A 3059-nucleotide genomic window follows, 5' to 3' on the forward strand; every position below is an offset into this window, starting at 1 on the left:
AAAAGATTGAAGATATGAAAACGCTTGAAGAAAAGAAAAAGCTAGAGGAGAATAAAAAGCTAGATCAGAAGAAAAAGCTTGAGGAGAAGAAAAAGCTAGAAGAAAAGAAAAAACTCGAAGAAAAGAGAAAAGCTCAAGCAAAGGCAAAAGCAGAGGCTTTAAAAAAGAAAGCAATGGCTGAAGCTGAATCTTTAGAGGATGATATTCTAGGTACTGAAGATGGCGATGAAAAGTCAGGTCAGGGACTAGGCTCTGCCGGCGGTGGTGGAGACGGCGGCTACGGTGATAAGGTCCGTGGTCTTATTGAACAGAACTGGCGTATTGATCCATCTATGAACGGAAAGAGAGTTGTTGTATCTATAAAGGTTTCTAATGATGGTATGGTGGCAGCTCAAAGCTGTCAGGGTGATGAAAAGGTTTGTTCATCTGCTTTAGAGGCAATAAGACAGGTAGGAATGTTCCCAAGACCTCCTGCAACATGTCCTGAGTGTTCAAATATCAAGATATCAATGACACCTAAGCTTTGATGAAATAACGGTTTTATTATAAATAAAGGAGTGTATTTTTAATGTTTAGAAGATTGATAATGGCTTTTGCAGCGCTTGCATTTATAGGCTCTGCAAATGCTGAACTTAAAATTGAAATTACAGGTGGTATCAACGAAGGTCACAGAATTGCTGTCTACCAGTTTACTCAGGATCCTAATGTAAAGTTCGATGTTGCATCAGTTGTAGCTGCTGATTTAATGCGCTCTGGTAAGTTTGCTCCTTTATCAAGAAACAATCTTCCACAAGGTGGCGTTGTTAATGGTTCAATAGATGTTGAAAAGGCAGCATTAAGTTCAGCTGAGTTTGTAGTTGGCGGTATTGTTAAGAATGTAGGCAACAATATTTACAACATTGAATTCCAGTTAGTAGGCCTTCAGGGTGCTAACAAGGGTAAGGTACTTGCTCATTTTGGCGGTAAAACATCTCTTGCAACCATTCGTCAGGCATCTCACAGAGTATCTGACAGAATCTATGAAGCTGTAACAGGTCAGAGAGGCTGTTTTAGAACAAGAATTGCCTACATCGTACAGAAGAGAAATTCTAGGTTCCCATATCAGCTTATGACTGCCGACTATGATGGATACAATGAGGTTGCAGTAGTTAAATCCACTCAGCCTATCATGACTCCAGCTTGGTCACCTGATGGCAAGAGAATTGCCTATGTAAGTTTTGAAAAGCGCAAATCAGCAATCTTTGTTCAGGATATTGTTACAAAGAAAAGAAAGATCTTAGCAGAGTTCTCTGGTTTAAACAGCTCTCCTTCATGGTCACCTGACGGTACTAAGATTGCTATGACATTATCAAAGAACGGTCAACCTGATATCTTCTATTTTGATTTAGCACAAGGTAGATTTGTTCAGGTAACAGCAAATCGTGCTATAGATACAGAGCCTACATGGTCAGCAGACAGCAGAGCACTTTTCTTTACATCAGAAAGAGGTGGCAAGGCTCAGATTTATAAAAAGGATCTGGTTTCAGGCAAGGTTGAAAGAGTGACCTATCAGGGTGCAAGAAATCTGTCAGCCAAGCAGATCCCTGGTACTAACTCTCTTGTAGTAATCACACAGGTAAACGGCTTTAGAGTTGCTCGTGTGGATGCTGATGGCAGTATTTATATGTTAACAACTTCAACACTTGATGAATCACCAAGTGTAGCACCAAATGGAAGTATGGTAATATATTCAACAGTTTATCAGGGAAGAAAAGGTCTTGCTTTAGTTTCATCAGATGGTAGATTCAAGGCTAATCTTCCATCAAGTGCAGGTGAAATCAGTTCTCCTGCATGGGGCCCATTGTTAAGTAAATAATCAATCTAAATAAGGAAACGAATATGTTTAAAAAATATCTAGCTATGCTGTTTTGCGTTGCTTCAGTTTTCGCATTAAATGCATGTTCATCAGATGCAGATCAGACCGCTTTAGTAGAGGATGGTTCTGCTGTTGATGTTGGTCTTGATGCTGATGGTGCACTAACAGTTGGTGATCCAAATGCTCAGGAAACCTTTAACGGCCCTGCTGAGCTTAAGGAAAACAACACAATTTACTTTGCATACAATTCTGAGAATATTCAGGATCAGTATCTAGGTGTTATGCAGTCACATGCACAGTATCTAAAGAGCAATCCAGATGCACGTTTAATCATTGAAGGTCATACCGATGAGCGTGGTACTCCTGAGTACAATATCGCACTAGGTGAGAGACGTGCTCGTAGTGTTGCACGTTATATGCAGAATCTAGGTGTTGATGTAAACCAGCTTTCAATTGTAAGCTATGGTGAAGAGAAGCCAGCTGTAGACGGTCACAATGAGGCTGCTTGGTCAAAGAATCGTCGTGCAGTTTTAAACTACTAATAAGTTAAAAACTGTATAATGAGGGGTATGGATATTGTTTTCATACCCCTTTTTTTATTGATAAGGATGTAAAAGTGAAGATTATTGCAAAAAATATACTAGCCGCAGTGCTTTTATTTACATTAAATCAGTCATTTGCAACTAACAATGATATGGCAATGCAGAAGAGTCTTCTGAATATGCAAAATCAAATATCAAATTTAGAAGATAAACTTGCTGCAAAAGACGGTCAGATTGATGAGCTTAACTACAAAATAAAACAGCTTGAGACTGAAAATTCATCTTTAAGAGCACAGATAGAAAAGTTAAATTCAGTATCAGTACAAAACAAAGAAACATCAGATACACAAACTGCAAAAGAGCAATCTAAGTTTGTTGAAAATGGTGAGACAAAAGAAATTCCATTTGAAAGAACATCAGGCGTTGGAAGTGCAACTGCTAAAAAGGTAGAAACAACAAAAATTGCTGATGCTAAAGCACAAAAAGACGAGACATCATCATCTGATGGTTTAGATAAGGCAGATGATAATGCAAAGAAACTATATAACGAAGCTTATGCACTTTTAAATAAAGGACAGTTTGATAAGTCTGCAAAGCTGTTTTCAAACTATGTTGAAAAATATCAGAACAATACCTTAACACCTAATGCATGGTACTGGTTA

Annotated in this window: 4 protein-coding genes; all 4 read left to right on the top strand. The window is 38.4% G+C overall.

The window, feature by feature from the left end:
* The coding region (gene tolA / locus ACJML3_RS05705; RefSeq protein WP_406021396.1) for a cell envelope integrity protein TolA at window positions 1–527 on the top strand (527 nt) is incomplete at its 5' end.
* A gap of 41 nt (window positions 528–568) precedes the next feature.
* A complete protein-coding gene (gene tolB / locus ACJML3_RS05710; RefSeq protein ID WP_406021398.1) occupies window positions 569–1855 on the top strand; it encodes a Tol-Pal system beta propeller repeat protein TolB in 1287 nt (428 codons plus the stop codon).
* A 23-nt stretch (window positions 1856–1878) separates the two neighbouring features.
* On the top strand, window positions 1879–2397 hold the full coding sequence (gene pal / locus ACJML3_RS05715) for a peptidoglycan-associated lipoprotein Pal (protein ID WP_406021400.1): 519 nt from the start codon (window positions 1879–1881) through the stop codon (window positions 2395–2397).
* Window positions 2398–2471: 74 nt separating this feature from the next.
* A partial coding sequence (locus ACJML3_RS05720) for a hypothetical protein (protein ID WP_406021402.1) occupies window positions 2472–3059 on the top strand: 588 nt, incomplete at its 3' end.

It is taken from the genome of Succinivibrio sp., assembly GCF_045124615.1.
GTDB classification, from domain to species: Bacteria; Pseudomonadota; Gammaproteobacteria; order Enterobacterales; family Succinivibrionaceae; genus Succinivibrio; species Succinivibrio faecicola.

What these genes read in the sequence shown, in the direction of transcription:
- tolB (WP_406021398.1), top strand. Translation starts at nt 569, where the DNA reads ATGTTTAGAAGATTGATAATGGCTTTTGCAGCGCTTGCATTTATAGGC.
- pal (WP_406021400.1), top strand. Translation starts at nt 1,879, where the DNA reads ATGTTTAAAAAATATCTAGCTATGCTGTTTTGCGTTGCTTCAGTTTTC.